We start from the raw sequence: 20,042 nt of genomic DNA on the forward strand, positions 1-20,042 counted from the left end.
TATTCAAAAAATGAAATAAGAATTTATTGCTATGTTATTCGAGTCTTTTTATAATTTGTTACCTTTCAAGGGTCTTTTGTCATTGATCCACATGAAAGTTTCCGAGACCGTTATGGTCTCTTTTTTTGTTGTACGGACTCTTTATAAATGAAGCTTTTGAAGACAGTGCCCGCAGCAGTATTGCTGACGGGGTGCGTGTTTGCGTCAATGCATGCCGCCGCCGATGATTCCGTTTTTACTGTCATGGATGACCCTTCCAGCGCGAAAAAACCCTTTGAAGGTAACCTGAACGCGGGATATCTTGCCCAGTCAGGCAACACAAAAAGTTCTTCTTTAACCGCAGACACCACCATGACCTGGTATGGTCAATCTACGGCGTGGTCTCTGTGGGGAAATGCCAGCAACACCTCCTCAAATGATGAACGTTCATCTGAGAAATATGCTGTAGGTGGTCGTAGTCGTTACAACATGACTGACTATGACTATCTCTTTGGTCAGGCCAGTTGGTTAACAGACCGTTATAACGGATATCGTGAGCGTGATGTGCTAACGGCCGGTTATGGTCGCCAGTTTCTTAATGGACCGGTGCACAGCTTCCGCTTTGAATTCGGTCCTGGTGTACGTTATGACGAGCACACTGATGGCACCACTGAAACACAGCCGTTAGGTTATGCGTCCGGGGCTTATGCGTGGCAGATGACGGACAACACCAAGTTTACGCAGGGTGTGTCGGTATTTGGTGCCGATGATACAACGCTGAATTCTGAAACGGCCTTGAATGTTGCTATCAACGAACACTTTGGATTGAAGGTTGCGTACAACGTGACTTGGAACTCCGAACCGCCGGCAACCGCGCCGGAGCATACCGATCGCCGCACGACGGTTTCGCTCGGCTATCGGATGTAATAGTTAGCCGGGCCAGTTAAATGGTCCGGCTTTTATAAATTAACGTTAAGTACTTTTATTATCCTAACCGCGCTTTATTTTTGACGCTTTTCTGACATCCCGCATTTTTAGACGCTTTCAATTTAATGAATAAATAGGCTGTCCTGAAAATGGCATTTCAGCATTACCGTCATAATTAAACACAATTAACAGTCTGTAGAATATATTTGCTCAGGTTGGCATAGTGCTTCTGACGTTTAACCCCAGATCATGGCTGCCCAGCGTAGCATCAGCATTGCCGCACAAATAACCAGCAGTATTACAACCATCTTCCAGTGTTTTTTGGCAAAACGATTTGTTGGCATTGTTCTTTTCCTGCCCAGGTCAGACCATTCGACTTAGTGTAACAAAGATAGAAGGGTGTCCGTGAATTGATTTACATCATGGAAAGCGCATTGATTGCAGCTTTGATCGGCTCGTAATGCCGTGTACACTGTCAAACGGTGTTATCAAAAAACGGGCGTAGGTCCAGCGTTGCCTGTCAGGTGACCTGTGACATATTTCGCAGAGTGAAGCGGGAATCAGCCCAGACCTTTTTGATAATTTTAAATATTGAATCTTTGTATGTGCTCTTACGTGTGGGGCACCACTGCAAATAAGGATATAACATGCCTGTTATTACTCTTCCTGATGGCAGCCAACGCCATTACGACCACGCTGTAAGCCCCATGGATGTTGCGCTGGACATCGGTCCAGGTCTGGCGAAAGCGACTATTGCTGGCCGTGTTAACGGTGAGCTGGTTGATGCTTCCGATCTGATTGAAGATGATGCGAAACTTTCCATTATCACCGCGAAGGATGAAGAAGGTCTGGAGATCATTCGTCACTCTTGTGCGCACCTGTTAGGGCATGCGATCAAACAACTTTGGCCGAACACCAAAATGGCGATCGGACCGGTTGTTGACAACGGTTTTTACTACGATATCGATCTTGACCGTACGTTAACCCAGGAAGATGTCGACGCGCTCGAGAAGCGGATGCACGAGCTCGCTGAGAAAAACTACGATGTCATTAAGAAGAAAGTCAGCTGGTACGAAGCGCGCGAAACCTTCGTGAAGCGTGGTGAGACCTATAAAGTCTCTATTCTTGATGAAAACATTGCCCATGATGACAAGCCTGGCTTGTACCATCATGAAGAATACGTCGATATGTGCCGTGGTCCGCACGTGCCGAACATGCGTTTCTGTCATCACTTCAAACTGATGAAGACCGCAGGGGCATACTGGCGCGGCGACAGCAACAACAAGATGCTGCAACGTATTTATGGTACTGCATGGGCCGACAAAAAAGCCCTGAATGCATACCTGCAACGTCTGGAAGAAGCAGCCAAGCGTGACCATCGCAAAATCGGTAAGCAGCTTGACCTGTATCATATGCAGGAAGAAGCACCGGGTATGGTGTTCTGGCATAACGATGGCTGGACTATCTTCCGCGAGCTGGAAGTTTTTGTTCGCTCGAAACTGAAAGAATATCAGTATCAGGAAGTTAAAGGTCCGTTCATGATGGACCGTGTGCTGTGGGAAAAAACAGGTCACTGGGACAACTACAAAGATGCGATGTTCACTACCTCGTCTGAGAACCGTGAATACTGCATTAAACCCATGAACTGCCCGGGCCACGTTCAGATCTTTAACCAGGGTCTGAAATCCTATCGTGATCTGCCGTTGCGTATGGCTGAATTTGGTAGCTGTCACCGTAACGAGCCGTCAGGTGCGCTGCACGGTCTGATGCGTGTACGTGGCTTTACTCAGGATGATGCACATATCTTCTGTACTGAAGAGCAGATTCGTGATGAAGTTAACGCTTGCATTCGTATGGTCTACGATATGTACAGCACTTTTGGCTTCGAGAAAATCGTCGTCAAACTGTCCACTCGCCCCGAAAAACGTATCGGCAGCGATGAAATGTGGGACCGTGCTGAAGCTGACCTGGCCGTTGCGCTGGAAGAAAATAACATCCCGTTTGAATTCCAACTGGGTGAGGGCGCGTTCTACGGTCCGAAAATTGAATTTACCCTGTATGACTGCCTCGATCGTGCATGGCAGTGCGGTACTGTACAGCTGGACTTCTCCCTGCCGTCCCGTTTAAGCGCCTCTTATGTTGGCGAAAACAACGAACGTCAGGTGCCGGTTATGATTCACCGCGCAATTCTTGGGTCTATGGAACGTTTCATCGGTATCCTGACTGAAGAGTTCGCCGGCTTCTTCCCGACCTGGCTTGCGCCGGTTCAGGTTGTGGTCATGAACATTACCGATTCTCAGTCTGAATACGTCAACGAATTAACGCAGAAACTACAAAATGCGGGTATTCGTGTAAAAGCAGACTTGAGAAATGAGAAGATAGGCTTTAAAATCCGCGAGCACACTTTACGTCGTGTCCCTTACATGTTGGTCTGTGGCGACAAAGAGGTAGAAGCAGGCAAAGTTGCCGTGCGCACCCGTCGTGGCAAAGACTTGGGCAGCCTGGACGTAAATGAAGTGATTGAGAAGCTGCAACAAGAGATTCGCAGCCGCAGTCTTCAACAACTGGAGGAATAAGGTATTAAAGGCGGAAAACGAGTTCAAACGGCACGTCCGAATCGTATCAATGGCGAGATTCGCGCCCTGGAAGTTCGCTTAACAGGTCTGGAAGGCGAAGCTTTGGGTATTGTGAGTCTGAGAGAAGCGATCGAAAAGGCTGAAGAAGCTGGAGTAGATTTAGTTGAAATCAGCCCTAACGCCGAACCGCCAGTTTGTCGTATTATGGACTACGGCAAGTTCCTTTATGAAAAGAGTAAGTCTTCTAAGGAACAGAAGAAAAAGCAAAAAGTTATCCAGGTTAAGGAAATTAAATTCCGTCCTGGCACCGACGATGGCGATTACCAGGTAAAACTCCGCAGCCTGGTACGCTTTCTGGAAGATGGCGATAAGGCTAAGATCACGCTGCGTTTTCGCGGTCGTGAGATGGCCCACCAACAGATCGGTATGGAAGTGCTCAACCGCGTCCGTGACGATCTGAGTGAACTGGCAGTAGTCGAATCCTTCCCAACGAAGATCGAAGGCCGTCAGATGATCATGGTGCTCGCTCCTAAGAAGAAACAGTAAGGCCTTCAAGTAGCAATGTCTGTGGAGCCTGCGGGTTCCACAGCCGTTGTTCGCCTACGTTTCGTTTATTAACAATGCGAAGTGGAAGTTATTAAAATGCCAAAAATTAAGACCGTACGCGGTGCTGCTAAGCGTTTCAAAAAAACCGGTGGTGGTGGATTTAAGCGTAAGCACGCAAACCTGCGTCATATTCTGACCAAAAAATCTACTAAGCGTAAACGTCACCTGCGTCCAAAAGGCCTCGTGTCTAAAGGCGATCTGGGTCTGGTTATCGCGTGCTTGCCGTACGCATAAGCCGTTAACGTTTAATTCATTTTTTTACTAAGAATATAGAGACAGGAGAGCACATATGGCTCGCGTAAAACGTGGTGTAGTTGCCCGTGCACGTCACAAGAAAATTTTGAAACAAGCTAAAGGCTACTACGGTGCGCGTTCTCGCGTATACCGCGTTGCCTTCCAGGCTGTTATCAAAGCTGGTCAGTACGCTTATCGTGACCGTCGTCAGAAAAAGCGTCAGTTCCGTCAACTGTGGATTGCGCGTATCAACGCAGCAGCACGTCAGAACGGTATTTCTTACAGCAAATTCATCAACGGCCTGAAAAAAGCCTCTGTTGAAATCGACCGTAAGATCCTGGCTGACATCGCAGTATTCGACAAAGTAGCGTTCACCGCTCTGGTCGAAAAAGCGAAAGCAGCTCTGGCATAAGCCGGTGAAAAGAGGGAGCCTGGCTCCCTCTCTTTTATTTGTAGTTCAATCAATTGGTTGACAATTTATCCGTAAGCCTTTTCAATAAAGGTTGTCCGGTTTTTACCACACAAGGTAACGCAAGCATGAATGCTGCTATTTTCCGCTTCTTCTTTTACTTTAGCACCTGAACTCAGGAGGCTTGCGCGTGAAAGAAGAAACGGAAAACAGCGCCTAAAAGCCTCCCTGGTGGAGGCTTTTTTTATACGCGTCATCCTTCAAGTTGTCTCTGTGTTGGCTGCATTCGCTCTTTTGCCGCCTTGATACAACTTGAATGATTTTGCGTATATACGAGCGGCTAGTGAATATCGCAACATAACGAGGAAAACCATGTCACATCTCGCAGAGCTGGTTGCCAGTGCAACGGCCGCCATTAACCAGGCTTCAGATGTTGCCGCGTTAGACAATGTCCGCGTCGAATATTTGGGCAAGAAAGGGCACTTGACCCTTCAGATGACAACCCTGCGCGAGCTGCCACCAGAAGAGCGCCCGGCAGCAGGTGCGGTAATCAACGAAGCCAAAGAGCAGGTACAGCAAGCGCTGAACGCGCGTAAAGCCGAATTAGAAAATGCAGCACTGAACGCGCGCCTGGCTGAAGAAACTATCGATATCTCCCTGCCGGGACGCCGTATCGAAAATGGTGGACTGCACCCGGTAACGCGTACTATCGACAGGATTGAAAGTTTCTTCGGTGAGCTGGGCTTTACCGTGGCAACAGGTCCAGAAATTGAGGACGATTATCATAACTTTGACGCGCTGAATATTCCTGGCCATCACCCGGCGCGTGCCGACCACGATACCTTCTGGTTTGACGCAACGCGTCTGCTGCGTACGCAGACCTCCGGTGTGCAGATCCGCACCATGAAAGAAAAACAGCCGCCGATCCGTATCATTGCGCCGGGCCGTGTATATCGTAACGACTACGATCAGACGCACACCCCGATGTTCCATCAGATGGAAGGCCTGATCGTTGATACCAATATCAACTTCACCAACCTGAAAGGTACGCTGCACGATTTCCTGCGTAACTTCTTTGAAGAAGACCTGCAGGTTCGTTTCCGTCCTTCTTATTTCCCGTTCACTGAACCTTCTGCGGAAGTTGACGTCATGGGTAAAAACGGAAAATGGCTGGAAGTACTGGGCTGCGGTATGGTTCACCCGAACGTGCTGCGTAACGTCGGTATCGATCCAGAAATTTACTCCGGTTTTGCCTTCGGCATGGGGATGGAGCGTCTGACCATGTTGCGTTATGGCGTTACCGATCTGCGTTCTTTCTTCGAAAACGATCTGCGTTTCCTCAAACAGTTTAAATAAAGGCAGGGTAATACAATGAAATTCAGTGAACTGTGGTTACGCGAATGGGTTAACCCAGCAATTGATAGCGATGCGCTGTCAAACCAAATTACGATGGCGGGCCTGGAAGTTGATGGTGTGGAAGCCGTTGCCGGTGAATTTAACGGTGTTGTTGTCGGTGAAGTAGTTGAGTGCGGTCAGCACCCGAACGCTGACAAACTGCGCGTCACCAAAGTGAATGTCGGCGGCGATCGCCTGCTGGATATCGTCTGTGGTGCGCCGAACTGCCGCCAGGGACTGAAAGTTGCGGTAGCGACCATTGGTGCCGTTCTGCCGGGTGATTTTAAAATCAAAGCGGCGAAACTGCGTGGTGAGCCGTCTGAAGGCATGCTGTGCTCGTTTTCTGAGCTGGGTATTTCCGACGATCATAACGGTATTATTGAACTGCCTGCCGATGCGCCGATTGGCACCGACATCCGTGAATATCTGAAACTCAACGATAACACCATTGAAATCAGCGTTACGCCGAACCGTGCCGACTGCTTAGGCATTATCGGTGTTGCGCGCGATGTGGCTGTGCTGAACAAAGCTCCGCTGGTTGAACCGGAAATCACCCCGGTAGCGGCGACCATTAACGATGTACTGCCTATTCAGGTCGATGCTGCTGACGCGTGCCCACGCTATTTGGGTCGTGTGGTGAAAGGTATCAACGTGAAAGCGCCTACGCCACTGTGGATGAAAGAGAAACTGCGCCGTTGCGGTATTCGTTCCATCGATGCAGTGGTTGACGTGACTAACTATGTGCTGCTCGAACTGGGCCAGCCGATGCACGCATTCGACAAAGATCGCATTGAAGGCGGAATTGTCGTGCGTATGGCAAAAGAAGGGGAAACCCTGGTCCTGCTCGACGGCAGTGAAGCAAAACTGAGTGCGGATACGCTGGTGATTGCTGACCACAACAAAGCGCTGGCCATGGGGGGGATCTTTGGTGGCGAGCACTCTGGTGTGAACGATGAAACGCAAAACGTTCTGCTGGAATGCGCGTTCTTCAGTCCGCTGTCTATTATCGGTCGCGCGCGCCGTCACGGCCTGCACACCGATGCTTCTCACCGCTATGAGCGTGGTGTCGATCCTGCGCTGCAGTACAAAGCAATGGAACGTGCAACGCGTCTGCTGATTGATATCTGTGGCGGCGAAGCCGGCCCAGTGATTGATGTGACCAACGAAGCGACGTTGCCGAAGCGTGCCACTATTACGCTGCGTCGTAGCAAACTGGATCGCCTGATCGGCCACCCTATTGCCGATGAGCAGGTGAGCGATATTCTGCGTCGTCTGGGCTGTGAAGTGACTGAAGGCCAGAGCGAGTGGAAGGCTGTCGCGCCGAGCTGGCGTTTCGATATGGAGATTGAAGAAGATCTGGTCGAAGAAATTGCCCGCGTATACGGTTACGACAATATCCCGAATACCCCAATTCAGGCAGGACTCATCATGGGTGAGCATCGTGAAGCGGATCTCTCGCTGAAACGTGTTAAAACCATGCTGAATGACAAAGGCTACCAGGAAGTTATCACCTACAGCTTTGTTGATCCTAAAGTCCAGTCGCTGTTGCATCCGGGAGAAGAGGCGCTGCTGCTGCCAAGCCCAATCTCTATCGATATGTCAGCAATGCGTCTGTCTCTGTGGACCGGTTTGCTGTCAACGGTGGTTTATAACCAAAACCGTCAGCAAAACCGTGTGCGTATTTTTGAAACGGGTTTGCGTTTTGTACCAGATACGCAGGCTAACCTTGGGATCCGTCAGGATCTGATGCTGGCGGGCGTGATCTGCGGCAACCGTCATGATGAACACTGGAATCTGACGAAAGAGACGGTTGATTTCTATGATCTGAAGGGCGATCTGGAAGCGGTTCTCGACCTGACCGGCAAACTGGCGGACATCCAGTTCAAAGCTGAAGCGAATCCGGCCCTGCATCCGGGTCAGTCTGCGGCGATTTATCTGAAAGGTGAACGTATTGGTTTCATTGGGGTTGTTCATCCTGAACTGGAACGTAAACTGGATCTGAACGGTCGCACTCTGGTGTTCGAACTGGAGTGGAATAAGCTCGCAGACCGCGTGGTGCCTCAGGCGCGTGAAGTTTCTCGCTTCCCGGCGAACCGCCGTGACATCGCTGTTGTTGTGGCAGAAAACGTTCCCGCAGCGGATATTTTATCCGAATGTAAGAAAGTTGGCGTAAATCAGGTAGTTGGCGTAAACTTGTTTGACGTGTACCGCGGTAAGGGTGTTGCGGAGGGTTATAAGAGCCTCGCTATCAGCCTGATCCTTCAGGATACCAGCCGTACACTTGAAGAAGAGGAGATTGCCGCTACCGTCGCCAAATGTGTAGAGGCATTAAAAGAGCGATTCCAGGCATCATTGAGGGATTGAACCTATGGCGCTTACAAAAGCTGAAATGTCAGAATATCTGTTTGATAAGCTTGGGCTTAGCAAGCGGGATGCCAAAGAACTGGTCGAGCTGTTTTTCGAAGAGATCCGTCGTGCTCTGGAAAATGGTGAGCAGGTAAAACTCTCTGGTTTTGGTAACTTCGATCTGCGTGATAAGAATCAACGTCCGGGACGTAACCCGAAAACGGGCGAAGATATTCCCATTACAGCACGGCGCGTGGTGACCTTCAGACCCGGGCAGAAGTTAAAAAGCCGGGTTGAAAACGCAACGCCCAAAGAAGAGTGATTTAACGATACGCAAAGTATGACGCGTATAACTAAAAAGGCCGCTATGCGGCCTTTTTCCTTTTCACTACTGAATCAGCACCGTAGAATCTCACCATCTTTTTTCAGCAGAATGGAAAACATGCTGACTTTCGCCCATCAACAGCAGCGACGAAACGTGCGCTGGATACTGTCTCTGTCAGTGCTGATGCTGCTGGCAACAATGATAAGTTTATGCGCAGGAGAACAGTGGATTGCTCCCGGCGATTGGTTTAGCGCTCGCGGTGATCTGTTTGTCTGGCAAATTCGACTTCCCCGGACACTTGCCGTATTGCTGGTAGGTGCCGCACTGGCCCTGGCTGGCGCGGTGATGCAGGCGCTGTTTGAAAATCCGCTCGCGGAGCCTGGCTTACTCGGTGTGTCTAATGGCGCGGGGGTAGGGCTTATTGCGGCTGTGCTGTTGGGGCAAGGGCAATTACCCGGCTGGGCATTGGGCCTATGCGCCATTGCTGGTGCGCTGATTATCACTCTCATTCTTCTTCGTTTTGCCCGTCGACATTTATCGACCAGTCGTTTGCTGTTGGCAGGCGTGGCGCTGGGGATTATCTGCAGCGCGCTGATGACCTGGGCTATCTATTTTTCCACCTCTTTTGACCTTCGACAGTTGATGTACTGGATGATGGGGGGCTTCGGCGGCGTAGACTGGCATCAGGCCTGGCTCATGGTGGCATTGATTCCGGTGCTGGTGTGGATTTGTTGCCAGTCGCTGCCGATGAATATGCTGGCGCTGGGCGAAACCTCCGCGCGCCAGCTGGGACTGCCCCTATGGTTCTGGCGCAACCTGCTGGTGGTTGCCACAGGATGGATGGTCGGCGTAAGCGTGGCGCTGGCGGGGGCAATTGGTTTTATCGGGCTGGTAATCCCCCATATTCTGCGACTGTGTGGATTAACCGACCACCGCGTTTTACTCCCTGGGTGTGCGCTGGCGGGGGCAATTGCACTACTGTTTGCTGATGTTGTCGCACGTCTGGTACTGGCATCGGCTGAATTACCCATTGGCGTGGTGACGGCCACGATGGGCGCACCGGTATTTATCTGGTTATTGTTAAAAGCTGCGCGCTAGAAAGCGCAGGTTCGGTCTATGCTTAAAAGCTGAACAGGGTCATCCCACTATTCACCTGTTGGTCTGGAGATGCTATGCAAAACACGCTTTTTAATACGGAAGTGACAACCATCGACGGCGAGGCGACCTCATTGCAGGCGTATGCCGGAAATGTACTGTTAATTGTCAACGTAGCCTCAAAATGTGGGTTAACGCCGCAGTATGAGCAACTGGAAAACCTGCAGAAAGCCTGGCATGGGCAGGGTTTCACCGTTCTGGGATTTCCCTGCAACCAGTTTCTGGGGCAGGAGCCCGGCAGCGAAGACGAGATTAAGACGTATTGCAGCACCACCTGGGGCGTTACCTTCCCGATGTTCAGTAAGATTGATGTCAATGGCGAAGCCCGCCATCCGTTGTATCAGAAGCTGATTGATGCGGCACCCACAGCGGTTGCACCGGCGGATAGCGGATTTTATGCGCGTATGGCGAGTAAAGGGCGGGCACCGCTCTACCCGGACGATATTCTGTGGAACTTTGAGAAGTTCTTAGTCGGTCGGGATGGGCAGGTGCTGCAGCGTTATTCTCCTGATATGACGCCTGAGGACCCGATTCTTGTACACGCTATAAAGACTGCATTGGCCAACTAATGTCCCGATTAATGCTACTACAGGATGTTGCGGAATCTACCCGACTCGGCCCGCTATCTGGTGAAATTAAAGCAGGAGAGATCCTGCATTTAGTGGGCCCCAACGGCGCGGGGAAAAGTACGTTGTTGGCGCGAATGGCGGGACTGACGACGGGAGAGGGAAGCATCACCTTTGGTGATACACCGCTCGGAGACTGGCCGGCAGCGAAGCTGGCGCAGTATCGTGCTTATCTTGCGCAACAGCAAAATCCGCCATTTGCGATGCCGGTCTGGCATTTTCTGACGCTGCATCAGCCTGATAAAGCCCGAACAGACCTGCTGCAGGAGGTGGCTGATGCGCTTGGGCTGGGCGATAAACTGGGACGTGGTGTAAATCAGCTGTCAGGGGGGGAATGGCAACGTGTGCGTCTGGCGGCCGTCATCCTGCAAATGAGTCCACAGTCTAATCCGCATGGGCAACTTTTGTTGCTGGATGAGCCGATGAATAGCCTGGACGTGGCGCAACAAAACGCGCTGGACAGGTTGTTGAGCCAGCTGTGTCAGCAGGGAATCGCCATTGTGATGAGCAGCCATGATCTTAACCATACGCTACGCCATGCGCACAAGGCGTGGTTGCTCAAGCGCGGAAAGCTGCTGGCGAGCGGTGCGCGTGATGTGGTGCTGACGCCAGCCAATCTGTCGTTGGCCTACGGTGTAAATTTCCGCCGCCTGGATATTGAAGGCCACAGAATGCTCATATCAACCACTTAAGTTAAATGGGTTCTTGAAAATCACATAATTTCCACGCTAAATTGACACAAAAATAAAAATCAGAGGATTCGTCCTGAATGCGCTTTTGGCTCCTTTTCATCACAGCATTGTTTTTGGCGGGGTGCAGCAGCCATCGAGCTCCTGCGCCGAATGCCCGACTGTCGGACTCTATCGCCGTTATCGCGGGTCTTAACGATCAGTTGCAAACCTGGCATGGCACCCCCTATCGCTATGGCGGTATGAGCCGTAGCGGGGTGGATTGTTCGGGATTTGTGTTGATGACGATGCGTGACCAATTCGATCTTCAATTACCGCGGGACACACGTACTCAATCAAAGATTGGTACCGAGATCGATAAAGATGATTTGCTACCCGGCGATCTGGTTTTCTTTAAAACGGGTTCCGGTGAAAGTGGTCTGCATGTCGGAATTTACGATACCAATAATCAATTTATCCATGCTTCAACCAGTCGCGGAGTGATGCGTTCTTCGCTGGATAACGTCTACTGGCGTAAAAACTTTTGGCAGGCACGTCGAATTTAATCATTACGGACGACGAGATCGGCGCGCGGTTGTCTCGTCATCCTCATTTTAAATGTCAACTTTCACTTCTGCTGTTTGTCGGTCAATAACCCCAAACGTTAAGAGCGTATCTTGCTAAAAATATGATTTATCCCGAGATATTAAAAAGTGCAAAGCTGGATATTCGTTTATAATCAGGATAAGCTAAAAAAAAAGGATTCGATTTACTGGCTAAAAAGGGAAAAATGAAAGGGCCTCTATTTGTATCAGCAGCAACGTATTTTTCCATCCTTTGCTACAGGATGCCGGATTACACCCATGCAGAGGGGCTGGCACAATGATTGTTTCACTGGATTATCTTTATCATTCAGAGTTCTCTTTTCTTCCTGCACGAAGTGAAAAAGGTGACCTTGAGTTCGTCGATATTGTTACAAACTTTGTCAGCCCGGATGGCAACGTACGCATGCCAACAGAGCTGGTTATGCCCCGGATGTCAGACGACGAGCAATGTCGTTTATTTGCCGAGAAGCTGGAATTAATCGAAACGTGCCAACACTTTTTTATTCAACGCAAAATTCCGGCCTGGATTAATTTAACGCCAGCGGTTGCTAATACTTTATTATCAGACGCAGAATATGCTTCACGTGTTGAACGATTTTCATTTATTGAACTGACGATTAATGAAAGTTATCCGGAGTTAAACAGTGGCAAAGAAAATCCCACACTGGCGGCTCTGGCTGCGCGGTTCCCATTAATACTGACAAACTACGGTGCCGGGGGCATATCCACGCGGGCAATTTTTGATGGTCTGTTCAAACGTGTCGTGCTGGATAAAAACTTTGTTCAACAAAGGATTACACATATTTCGTTTGAGCCGTTTATGCGGGCTATTCTGGCACAATTATCCCCCAGTTGTGAATCAATCATCATTAGCGGTATTGATACACAGGAGATGCTGGCGCGGGTATTGCCTTTGGGATTCAGCGCTATGCAAGGAGGACTGTGGCCGGCGGTATCACCTACAAAGATCATTTCACTGGTAAAATGATAACCCTTTTATTTGCTGGTGTTTAACAGGCTATTAACAGTCTACACTAGAGACAGGAGGCCCTATGACCCTGTCTTTTACTACTCGCTGGCGTGATGAATTACCAGCAACCTATACCGCTCTTTCGCCCACCCCCCTGAAAAACGCGCACATCATCTGGCATAACGATGCTCTGGCTGCGCAATTGGGTATTCCAGATGCGTTGTTTGATGTTTCTGGTGGGGCAGGTGTATGGGGGGGCGAATCGCTACTACCTGGGATGTCGCCATTGGCACAAGTCTACAGCGGGCATCAGTTCGGTGTCTGGGCCGGGCAACTCGGCGATGGACGAGGGATTCTGCTGGGTGAGCAATTGCTTGCAGATGGCACAACCCTTGACTGGCATCTGAAAGGCGCTGGATTAACGCCTTATTCCCGCATGGGGGATGGGCGCGCCGTGCTGCGCTCGACGATTAGAGAGAGCCTGGCCAGTGAAGCCATGCATTATTTGGGGATACCCACAACCCGGGCCTTGTCGATTGTCACCAGCGAGACTCCGGTGCAGCGAGAGACCACTGAAGCAGGCGCGATGCTTATTCGCGTGGCACAAAGCCATATGCGTTTCGGTCATTTTGAGCACTTTTATTATCGTCGTGAACCGGAAAAAGTACGCCAGCTTGCTGACTTTGCGATCCGTCATTACTGGCCACAATGGCAGGAAGAGGCGGATAAGTATCAGTTGTGGTTTACGGATGTTGTTACGCGCACCGCGGTGTTAATGGCCGACTGGCAAGCCGTAGGCTTTGCGCATGGGGTGATGAACACGGACAACATGTCGATTCTTGGCCTGACGATGGATTATGGTCCCTTCGGTTTCCTTGATGATTACGTGCCAGATTTTATCTGCAACCACTCCGATCATCAGGGGCGCTATAGTTTTGATAATCAGCCTGCTGCGGCGTTGTGGAACCTACAACGTCTGGCGCAGACGCTGTCGCCATTCATCCCGGTTGATGTGCTCAATGATGCGCTGGACGGTTATCAACTGGCCTTGCTCACCCGCTATGGGCAACGCATGCGGCAAAAACTGGGTTTCTTTAGCGAGCAGAAAAACGATAACGAAATCCTTAGCGAACTGTTTAGCCTGATGGCGCGGGAAGGTAGCGACTACACGCGAACGTTCCGCATGCTCAGCCAAACGGAACAACACAGTGCCTTGTCCCCACTGCGCGATGAGTTTATTGACCGTGCGGCATTCGACGACTGGTTCACACGTTACCGCACGCGCCTGCAACAAGACAATGTAGCTGATGTTGTCAGACAAGCGCAGATGAAGACGGCGAATCCGGCTATGGTGCTACGTAACTGGCTGGCTCAGCGGGCAATAAGCCAGGCAGAGCAGGGTGATTATACCGAACTACATCGGTTACACGCTGCGTTACGTACGCCGTTTATCGATCGGGATGATGATTATATCAGCCGTCCACCTGACTGGGGTAAACGGCTGGAGGTAAGTTGTTCCAGCTAAGGTGCGAGAAAAACTTGTGGGGATGCGTTGGCCGGGTGTTGGCCAACGTGAACCTGAGCACCATACCAGTGCATCAGATCATCAGCCTGTAACACGGCGTCGGGTCTCCCTTGAGACACAATGCTTCCTTGATGGAGCAGTATGATCCGGTCAGCCCACAGTGCTGCCAGATTGAGATCGTGAAGCACAATGCACACATGCAGCTCTCCCGAAGCGGTTAGCGTCTTCAGCAAGCGTAACAGGTGCTGCTGGTGGTAAAGATCCAGCGCAGAGGTGGGTTCATCAAGGAATAACCAGCCGTGAGGCGCGCCGTTGCACCAAAGTTGTGCCAGCGCACGGGCTAGCTGAACGCGTTGTTGTTCGCCACCGGAAAGCGCGGCGTATTGCCGGCCCGCCAACGGTGTGCATCCGGTCATTTCCATTACCTGAGCGATAAGTCGGGGTTCCTGCTGTTGGGTCCAGGGTGTGCGGCCCATCGCGATGACGGCTTCTGTCTGCCAGTCAAAACCTACCTGCGTTTGCTGACGCATAACCGCGCGATGGCGCGACAGCGACTGTGTACTCCAGTCAGCCAGTGATTTGCCATCTAACAAACAGTGCCCGGCAGTCGGTTTAAGAAAGCCGGTCAACAGACGTAGCAGGGTGGATTTTCCCGCACCATTCGGCCCGATTAAGGCGACCAGTTCGCCTTTAGCGAGTTTGAGTGATACGTCGTCAATTACTGAGCGGTCAGCAAGGCGATAGTGAAGTCCTTCGGCAATAAAATGTTCAGCCATGCGCTCCTCGCTGACGAAAAATAAGCCATAAAAACCATGGCGCACCGAGAATACTGGTCAGCAGACCAACGGGCATTTCCGCAGGCGCAACGGCGGTGCGGGCGAGAGTATCGGCAATCAGTAGTAAAAATGCGCCAGCCAGAACAGAACCGGGGATCACGGCCCGATGGTCTGATCCGAGCCACATACGCATTAAATGCGGAACAACCAAACCGATGAACCCAATGACTCCGCTGACCGCTACAGCAGCGGCCACGAGTAATGCGCTGCACAACAACAAAATACGCTGGATCGTCCGGACATCAACGCCGAGATAATGCGCCTCCTCCTCACCCAGTTGTAACAGGTTCAGTGCCGCAGCCAGGCGCCAGATAACCAGTACTGTTGGGAGCATTAGCGAGGTGACGGCCAGTAGTGTTGACCACTGCGCAGAACCCAAGCTGCCCATTCCCCAAAGTGATAGCTGGCGCAGCTGCGCATCATTGCTGATCCACGACAGCACGCCAACCGCTGCCCCGCAGAGCGCGTTGATGGCAATTCCGACCAATAACAGACGCGATAGCGAACCGTCGCGCTGTTGGCTGAGGATAAAAATCACCACGGTGGCAGCCAGTGCACCGAGAAATGCCGCCATCATTGGCGCATACAACATGAGTAACGCAGGTAATGAGACCGGCAACACCACCCACAGGGCGACGGCGCAGGCCGCACCGCTGCTAATGCCCAGTAGCCCTGGGTCGGCAAGCGGGTTGCGAAACAATCCCTGCATGACGCAACCTGCCAGTGCCAGCGAGCCGCCAATCACCAGCGCCAGCAGAACGCGCGGTAGCCGAATGGTGAGCCAGATTTGACGCAATGCGTCATCTCCGTCCTGCCAGAGCAGGCTTACCGGCAGGCGCAACGCGCCAAAACCGGTCGCCAGTATCGTCATGACACCCAGCATAAAGGCCAGCGTCCATAACGAGCAGGTGATCCGTCGGGTCATCAGGGCAATTGCTCCGCTTTGGCGCGTAGCTGCAAAATGGCCTGTGGCGTGCGAACGCTAAAGCCCAGTAATGCCATATCATCAATCTGCAGTACCTGCTTATTGCGCCCGGCAGGCGTTTGCGCAAGTCCAGGCAGTGCCCACAGGTTAGCTTCACCACCAACGGCCTGAATACCATCCCGTGAGATCACCACCAGGTCGGGCTGGCTGGCTATTACGCCTTCTTGTGATAACGGCTGGTAACGGCTAAAACCCTGCATTGCGTTACGTAAGCCGGCCGCGCGAATAGCGGCATCGGCTCCGGTATGCTGGCCCGCCGCCATCGCGGTCATCCCGCCATGATTGAGAATAAACAGCACGCGTTTGTTAAGTTCAGATGACGGCAATGCCGTCATTTCCTGACGTAAGCGGGTGCGCAGCGTTTCACCGTCAGTCTCCCGATGGGTGGCTTTGGCGATGACGCGAATTTTTTCATCAATCACGTTAAGATCGTTACTCGCCGGGATCGTGACAACCCTGACGTTGCTCTGCTCAAGCTGTTTTAGCGCCAGAGAAGGCTGCGCTTGTGCGCTTGCTAGCACCAGCGTTGGGCGGGTAGCCAGGATCCCTTCGGCGTTGAGTTGGCGTAAATAACCAACATCCGGTAGCGTGTTTGCCGCTTCAGGCCACTGGCTGGTGCTGTCACGTGCCACAAGGGATGATTGCGCATCCAGCGCATACACAATTTCGGTGACGTCGCCACCGAGCGCCACAACCCTTTCCTCAGGAGCTGCCAGCGCCGTGACGGGGAGCAACGCAATCAGGACCAGCAGTTTTTTCATGCGGCCAGTCCTTTTGGCGTTAAGGCATCGATCTGCGCTCGCCATTGTGCCTGCTCCGGTTCACCTTCCGTACGCTGTCCATAAAGCTGGGCGATTTGCGTGCCATCTGAGGCAAACAACTCCAGGCTGGTCACGTGACCATCGGCGGTCGGTTTACGTGTTACCCACGTTTCGGCTACGCGCTCTTCCAGCAGATGCAGGGTAAAGCTCGGGTTGAAAATATTTAGCCAGCCTTTCATCGGCACCAGTTTTTCTACCACGCCGGTAAAGATCTGCACGCAGCCGCGATTACCCACAAATACCATGATTTCGTTGCCATCTTGTTGTGTGGTTTCGAGTAACTGTGCCAACGCGCCATTACTGACTTTACAGGCCAGGTCGTCACCTACCAGATTAAATGCATGTTGGCGGGTCAGATTATGGCGCTTCAGTAGGCCGAAGAACTGATGAACATCGGTCATGGCGCGCCACTCTTTGTCCACTGTCGCAGCGTCTACGTTAACGGCGGGAACGACGGGTTCGACAGTTTGCAGCGTCAGCGGCGGGTTTTCTGCAAAGATGAAACGGGTCAGCAGCGAACCCCATGCGGTAATATCGGTATTCTCCGTGACATAAACCTTCAGCAGCGCATCACCCTGATGGTCGAAAAATTGGATACTTTGACGTTCGCCACGGGCGGTGGTTTCGCTGATATGGAAGGCGCTGGCCCACTGGTTCAGGAACAGACGTAAATCGAGGGCGTGTGGGTTCAGTACCAGCCCGGCATGACCGTTAAGGTGTTGGTTGGTAAAGGCGCCTGTTTGTTCATGCACCGCATATTCATTACGGCAAATGCATTTTGTTTCGCCTACGGCTTCCAGAGCGCCCAGGATCTCGCGCACTTCGCCGCGTAAACGCCACGCGTCATGACCGACGCGTGCGAAGGTCAGTTCAGCTTCGCTAATGTTCATCAACCCTGCGATGTCACGGGCATATTTTCCAGTATGTTCTTTTTTCAGTTCCAGCCAGCGTGTGTAGTGATTCATTGCCTCTTCCTTCCAGATTGCTGCCCCGGCTCGTCGGGGCAGGGTGATTACCACTGATAACTCACGAAAATTTTGCCGTTACGGCCATCTTGCGGAATGCCTTGCGGAGACCAGTACTCTTTGTCAAAAGCGTTACCCAGTACCAGCGTGGTGGTCATACCTTTCAGCGCCTGTTGACCCTGATAGCTCACGTAAAAGTCGTTTACTGCATAGCCGGGCTGTTTGGTGTAGCTGCTGCTGATATGGGTTGAGCGGTCCGCAAACGTACCTATCCAGCCGACTGAGAAACCGCTGTGTGCTACGGGTATGTTCAGTTTGCTGGTGACGGTATCCGGGTTAATGCTGGAAATGTATTCACCGGTGTCGGTATCTTTGCCTCGTGTACGGTTGTAGGCCATGTCTAAACTGAACAGATCGGCGGAGTACTTCGCCATCACGTCCCAGCCCCAGATTTTGGCATTGGGTACGTTATAGGACATGGTCGTCGCGGCAGCAAAATTGACGCTGGTGGAGATGTAATCTTTCGCTTTGGTATCGAAATAGCTGGCTTTAAATTCGAGCGCATCGCTTGCCATCAGCAAATCGTCAAAGCGCAAACCGAAGCCATACTCCTGCGTTTCGTTGGTTTCCGGACGCAGATTAGGGTTGGGTACCCAATAGTTGGTGTAAAAACGGCCGATGGAGAAGTGTTTTGCATCGTTGTACATCTCGCCCATTGTCGGCGCGCGGAAAGCCTGAGCCCAGGACCCGAACAGCATCAGCCAGTCGGCCGGCGTGACGGTCATTCCTGCGCGGGACGACCATTTGTCGGCATCGACATCCGCGTAACCATCGCTGCTACCGCGATATGAGTCATAGCGTGTACCACCCAGCAATGTTACGGGCAGATCTCGTAGGGTGATTTCATCCTGTAGCCAGCCGGAGCTGAAATCAATTTTTGCCTCAGGGAAACCGGTCGTCGCACCGCCGGGGCGTTGTTCCTGGCGATAGTACTCCCCCCCGTAAGTTAACAGGTGAGAAGCAAAAGAGTCGGTAAACAACCGGCTGCGGTTATCAATTTTTCCGCCTTTGGTCGTTTGTTTGCGAAACTCATTAGTCGCATCCGGATTCTGGGCATTAATGCGAGCCTCGGACCAGTAAACACGAGCATCAGCGTTCAGCCAGTCATTGTCCGCGGGGGCGAGTGTGTAGATCAACTGCGCGTCACGCTGGATCGTTGAGCGATCGGTCATCGGGTTGTTACTGGTATCTGCTGCGCTGGTTTGCGGATTTTTGGGCTCACGTGCATCATTGTTGTAATAACGTAGCGAGCCTGCCAGAGTCTGGGCGCTGTCAATTTTCCAGCTACCTTTTGCCAGCATATTGTTTATTGCTTCATCGTTCGGCGCGGTGGTACCGTCGCTCTGGCGTAAGTCACCGCGATCGCGAGTTGACCAGGCGAGCAGACCGTCCAGCGTGTCGGTTCGACCAAACGCGCTGGCCCCCATGCCGAGGCTATGATCGCCCGAGGCAGCAGTACCGAACACGCGGTAACCGCTGTTTTTACCCGCTTCAAGTAAGTCTTTAGCGTCCGCTGTGTCATAGGCGATTACCCCGCCGAGCGCACCGCTGCCATACAGCAGAGCCGAAGGGCCTCGTACCACTTCGATACGTTTAATGAGCGCCGGATCCAGAAATGTACTGTTCAGGTGTCCGGTGTCGGTTCCCTGACGTACGCCGTCTACCAGCACCAGCACTCCGCGGCGGTCATAGCCGCGCAGATTGACGTCCTGACCGTTGGTTCGTCCCGTACCATCAAGGGTAAGTCCAGGCACTTTACGTAACAGATCTGCCGCTGAACTGGCAGTCTGGTTTTCCGGCGCGGTTGCATCAATCACGCTGACCATCATTGGCGCTTCAAAGGCGCTGCGGGCATTGCCGGTGGCGGTGACAGTCATATCTTCAGCCGCCGCATAGGCGGCGACGGGAAGGTGACTTACGATCGCCAGCGCCAAAAGCGATGGGCGCAGCGATGTTGTGTGCAGGTGTGGCATAGCAACTCTCCATTAGAAAATCGAAAGCGCTGGCTGCCTGGGTATCACCTGGGTGG

General features: G+C 51.9%; 21 protein-coding genes and 1 other annotated feature. Of the genes, 15 read left to right on the forward strand and 6 right to left on the reverse strand.

The annotated features are described in order from the left end of the window. The first annotated feature begins 147 nt into the window (after window positions 1-147). Entirely contained in the window at window positions 148-906 is a 759-nt protein-coding gene (locus NNN64_RS05695; protein WP_137383363.1) for a DUF481 domain-containing protein, read from the forward strand. Window positions 907-1,142: 236 nt separating this feature from the next. Here the strand turns inward: NNN64_RS05695 and yniD are convergent, their stop codons facing one another. Beyond that, window positions 1,143-1,250: a small membrane protein YniD gene (gene yniD / locus NNN64_RS05700; protein WP_003030590.1), complete on the reverse strand. Its 108-nt coding sequence runs from the start codon at window positions 1,248-1,250 to the stop codon at window positions 1,143-1,145. 303 nt (window positions 1,251-1,553) lie between these two features. Here yniD and thrS point away from each other — a divergent pair, with 303 nt between their 5' ends. The 14 genes from thrS to selO all read left to right on the forward strand — a co-directional run bounded on the left by thrS (window position 1,554) and on the right by selO (window position 14,346). Further along, window positions 1,554-3,482: a threonine--tRNA ligase gene (gene thrS / locus NNN64_RS05705; RefSeq protein WP_271440754.1), complete on the forward strand. Its 1,929-nt coding sequence runs from the start codon at window positions 1,554-1,556 to the stop codon at window positions 3,480-3,482. A gap of 3 nt (window positions 3,483-3,485) precedes the next feature. Beyond that, window positions 3,486-4,028, forward strand: coding sequence for a translation initiation factor IF-3 (gene infC / locus NNN64_RS05710; RefSeq protein WP_048997935.1), 543 nt, complete (start codon window positions 3,486-3,488; stop codon window positions 4,026-4,028). 96 nt (window positions 4,029-4,124) lie between these two features. Then, on the forward strand, window positions 4,125-4,322 hold the full coding sequence (gene rpmI, locus NNN64_RS05715) for a 50S ribosomal protein L35 (protein ID WP_003030583.1): 198 nt from the start codon (window positions 4,125-4,127) through the stop codon (window positions 4,320-4,322). 55 nt (window positions 4,323-4,377) lie between these two features. Continuing rightward, entirely contained in the window at window positions 4,378-4,734 is a 357-nt protein-coding gene (gene rplT, locus NNN64_RS05720; RefSeq protein WP_003030578.1) for a 50S ribosomal protein L20, read from the forward strand. 120 nt (window positions 4,735-4,854) lie between these two features. Then, window positions 4,855-4,979, forward strand: a sequence feature (Phe leader region). Continuing rightward, window positions 4,860-4,904 (forward strand): pheST operon leader peptide PheM, encoded by a 45-nt coding sequence (pheM, locus tag NNN64_RS05725; protein WP_001386830.1) that lies wholly within the window; start codon window positions 4,860-4,862, stop codon window positions 4,902-4,904. (Overlaps the previous feature by 45 nt.) Before the next feature lie 124 nt (window positions 4,980-5,103). Further along, window positions 5,104-6,087, forward strand: coding sequence for a phenylalanine--tRNA ligase subunit alpha (pheS, locus tag NNN64_RS05730; RefSeq protein ID WP_137383362.1), 984 nt, complete (start codon window positions 5,104-5,106; stop codon window positions 6,085-6,087). A 15-nt stretch (window positions 6,088-6,102) separates the two neighbouring features. Further along, complete coding sequence (gene pheT, locus NNN64_RS05735; RefSeq protein WP_271440755.1) at window positions 6,103-8,490, forward strand: phenylalanine--tRNA ligase subunit beta; 2,388 nt, start codon at window positions 6,103-6,105, stop codon at window positions 8,488-8,490. Window positions 8,491-8,494: 4 nt separating this feature from the next. Beyond that, entirely contained in the window at window positions 8,495-8,794 is a 300-nt protein-coding gene (ihfA, locus tag NNN64_RS05740; protein WP_003030571.1) for an integration host factor subunit alpha, read from the forward strand. Window positions 8,795-8,914: 120 nt separating this feature from the next. Beyond that, a complete protein-coding gene (gene btuC / locus NNN64_RS05745; RefSeq protein WP_271440756.1) occupies window positions 8,915-9,895 on the forward strand; it encodes a vitamin B12 ABC transporter permease BtuC in 981 nt (326 codons plus the stop codon). A gap of 74 nt (window positions 9,896-9,969) precedes the next feature. After that, a complete protein-coding gene (locus NNN64_RS05750) occupies window positions 9,970-10,521 on the forward strand; it encodes a glutathione peroxidase (protein ID WP_271440757.1) in 552 nt (183 codons plus the stop codon). After that, window positions 10,521-11,270 (forward strand): vitamin B12 ABC transporter ATP-binding protein BtuD, encoded by a 750-nt coding sequence (gene btuD, locus NNN64_RS05755; protein WP_271440758.1) that lies wholly within the window; start codon window positions 10,521-10,523, stop codon window positions 11,268-11,270. Before NNN64_RS05750 ends, btuD begins: the two co-directional genes overlap by 1 nt. 77 nt (window positions 11,271-11,347) lie before the next feature. Beyond that, window positions 11,348-11,812, forward strand: coding sequence for an NlpC/P60 family protein (locus NNN64_RS05760; protein WP_005120307.1), 465 nt, complete (start codon window positions 11,348-11,350; stop codon window positions 11,810-11,812). A 316-nt stretch (window positions 11,813-12,128) separates the two neighbouring features. Continuing rightward, window positions 12,129-12,839, forward strand: a complete 711-nt coding sequence (locus tag NNN64_RS05765; RefSeq protein WP_271440759.1) for an EAL domain-containing protein — start codon at window positions 12,129-12,131, stop codon at window positions 12,837-12,839. 64 nt (window positions 12,840-12,903) lie between these two features. Then, window positions 12,904-14,346: a protein adenylyltransferase SelO gene (gene selO / locus NNN64_RS05770; protein WP_271440760.1), complete on the forward strand. Its 1,443-nt coding sequence runs from the start codon at window positions 12,904-12,906 to the stop codon at window positions 14,344-14,346. Here selO and NNN64_RS05775 read toward each other — a convergent pair. The 5 genes from NNN64_RS05775 to NNN64_RS05795 are packed head-to-tail and all read right to left on the reverse strand — an operon-like array spanning window position 14,343 to window position 19,986. Beyond that, window positions 14,343-15,122 (reverse strand): heme ABC transporter ATP-binding protein, encoded by a 780-nt coding sequence (locus tag NNN64_RS05775; RefSeq protein ID WP_271440761.1) that lies wholly within the window; start codon window positions 15,120-15,122, stop codon window positions 14,343-14,345. The two genes, selO and NNN64_RS05775, sit on opposite strands and share 4 nt — an antisense overlap. Beyond that, window positions 15,115-16,107, reverse strand: a complete 993-nt coding sequence (locus NNN64_RS05780; RefSeq protein ID WP_271440762.1) for a FecCD family ABC transporter permease — start codon at window positions 16,105-16,107, stop codon at window positions 15,115-15,117. Before NNN64_RS05780 ends, NNN64_RS05775 begins: the two co-directional genes overlap by 8 nt. Beyond that, window positions 16,107-16,928, reverse strand: coding sequence for a heme/hemin ABC transporter substrate-binding protein (locus NNN64_RS05785; RefSeq protein WP_271440763.1), 822 nt, complete (start codon window positions 16,926-16,928; stop codon window positions 16,107-16,109). Before NNN64_RS05785 ends, NNN64_RS05780 begins: the two co-directional genes overlap by 1 nt. Then, complete coding sequence (gene chuS / locus NNN64_RS05790; protein ID WP_271440764.1) at window positions 16,925-17,953, reverse strand: hematinate-forming heme oxygenase ChuS; 1,029 nt, start codon at window positions 17,951-17,953, stop codon at window positions 16,925-16,927. The genes NNN64_RS05785 and chuS overlap by 4 nt, the downstream gene beginning before the upstream one ends. Before the next feature lie 47 nt (window positions 17,954-18,000). Continuing rightward, window positions 18,001-19,986 (reverse strand): TonB-dependent hemoglobin/transferrin/lactoferrin family receptor, encoded by a 1,986-nt coding sequence (locus NNN64_RS05795; RefSeq protein WP_271440765.1) that lies wholly within the window; start codon window positions 19,984-19,986, stop codon window positions 18,001-18,003. Window positions 19,987-20,042: the final 56 nt, after the last annotated feature.

The sequence above is a fragment of the Citrobacter sp. Igbk 14 genome (assembly GCF_028069825.1).
Lineage (GTDB): Bacteria > Pseudomonadota > Gammaproteobacteria > Enterobacterales > Enterobacteriaceae > Citrobacter.